This window comes from Vibrio eleionomae (assembly GCF_009874545.1).
In the GTDB taxonomy this organism is placed as follows: domain Bacteria; phylum Pseudomonadota; class Gammaproteobacteria; order Enterobacterales; family Vibrionaceae; genus Vibrio; species Vibrio nitrifigilis.
The window spans coordinates 1-1,205 of the sequence record NZ_WEKT01000119.1 but is presented as its reverse complement, the minus strand read 5'-3'; the positions used below and the strand labels follow the sequence as shown (position 1 = coordinate 1,205).

2 tRNA genes and 2 rRNA genes are annotated in these 1,205 nt (G+C 46.8%); all 4 read left to right on the top strand.

Annotated features, from left to right (window positions below):
• Positions 1 to 408: ribosomal RNA gene (locus F9817_RS23675) — 23S ribosomal RNA — on the top strand; the annotation flags it as partial.
• A gap of 111 nt (positions 409 to 519) precedes the next feature.
• Positions 520 to 635: ribosomal RNA gene (gene rrf, locus F9817_RS23670) — 5S ribosomal RNA — on the top strand.
• Between the two features lie 97 nt (positions 636 to 732).
• A tRNA-Asp gene (locus F9817_RS23665) sits at positions 733 to 809 on the top strand.
• Between the two features lie 8 nt (positions 810 to 817).
• Positions 818 to 894: transfer RNA gene (locus F9817_RS23660), tRNA-Trp, on the top strand.
• The last annotated feature ends 311 nt before the right edge of the window (positions 895 to 1,205 follow it).

Genomic DNA, 1,205 nt, shown 5'->3' with positions numbered 1-1,205 from the left:
ACCTCGATGTCGGCTCATCACATCCTGGGGCTGAAGTCGGTCCCAAGGGTATGGCTGTTCGCCATTTAAAGTGGTACGCGAGCTGGGTTTAGAACGTCGTGAGACAGTTCGGTCCCTATCTGCCGTGGGCGTTGGAAGATTGAAGGGGGCTGCTCCTAGTACGAGAGGACCGGAGTGGACGAACCTCTGGTGTTCGGGTTGTGTCGCCAGACGCATTGCCCGGTAGCTAAGTTCGGAATCGATAACCGCTGAAAGCATCTAAGCGGGAAGCGAGCCCTGAGATGAGTCTTCCCTGGCGCTNTAAGCGTCCTAAAGGGTTGTTCGAGACTAGAACGTTGATAGGCAGGGTGTGTAAGCGTTGTGAGGCGTTGAGCTAACCTGTACTAATGGCCCGTGAGACTTAACCATACAACACCAAAAAGGTTTTGTATCGGACTCNATATAAGAGACACTTGATTGTGTGAGAACGACAGCTTTCTGAATTAATTGTTGCTGCGTAGCGGTAACAACAAGAATTTGCTTGGCGACCATAGCATTTTGGACCCACCTGATCCCATGCCGAACTCAGAAGTGAAACGAAATCGCGCCGATGGTAGTGTGGGGCTTCCCCATGTGAGAGTAGGTCATCGCCAGGCTTTAATCCTTGCTTTTAGATTTTATAATTTACAAGCAAATTTCTAGATAAAGCAGTGATTAACTATAAGACTTTATTTAGATGCAACTGAACATAGCGGAGCGGTAGTTCAGCTGGTTAGAATACCGGCCTGTCACGCCGGGGGTCGCGGGTTCGAATCCCGTCCGTTCCGCCACTTACTTTAGGGGTGTAGCTCCAATTGGCAGAGCAGCGGATTCCAAATCCGCGTGTTGGGAGTTCGAATCTCTCCACCCCTGCCATAATTGAAGCCTTAGCAGAAATGCTAAGGCTTTTTTATGTCTGAATCATGGTGAATTGTTCCTAATTGATAGAGCTACTCGTTATCTAATTAATGGAGTTGCGAATCTTGGAAGCTGGACTGTTGGTCCAGTCGAATCTCCGGAATGCCGACCCAGTTCCCCCTGCCATTAGCAGCAATGGCAAAGATTTTTGTATTCATTTTTTTGTATAAGCTGTATTACCCGTGATGAGAATTATCCCTAAGCTTATGTCATTTAAGATAACTTTCTTCATTTATTAAATTTTCTTAATGTTTTTAATGAGGTAGTCT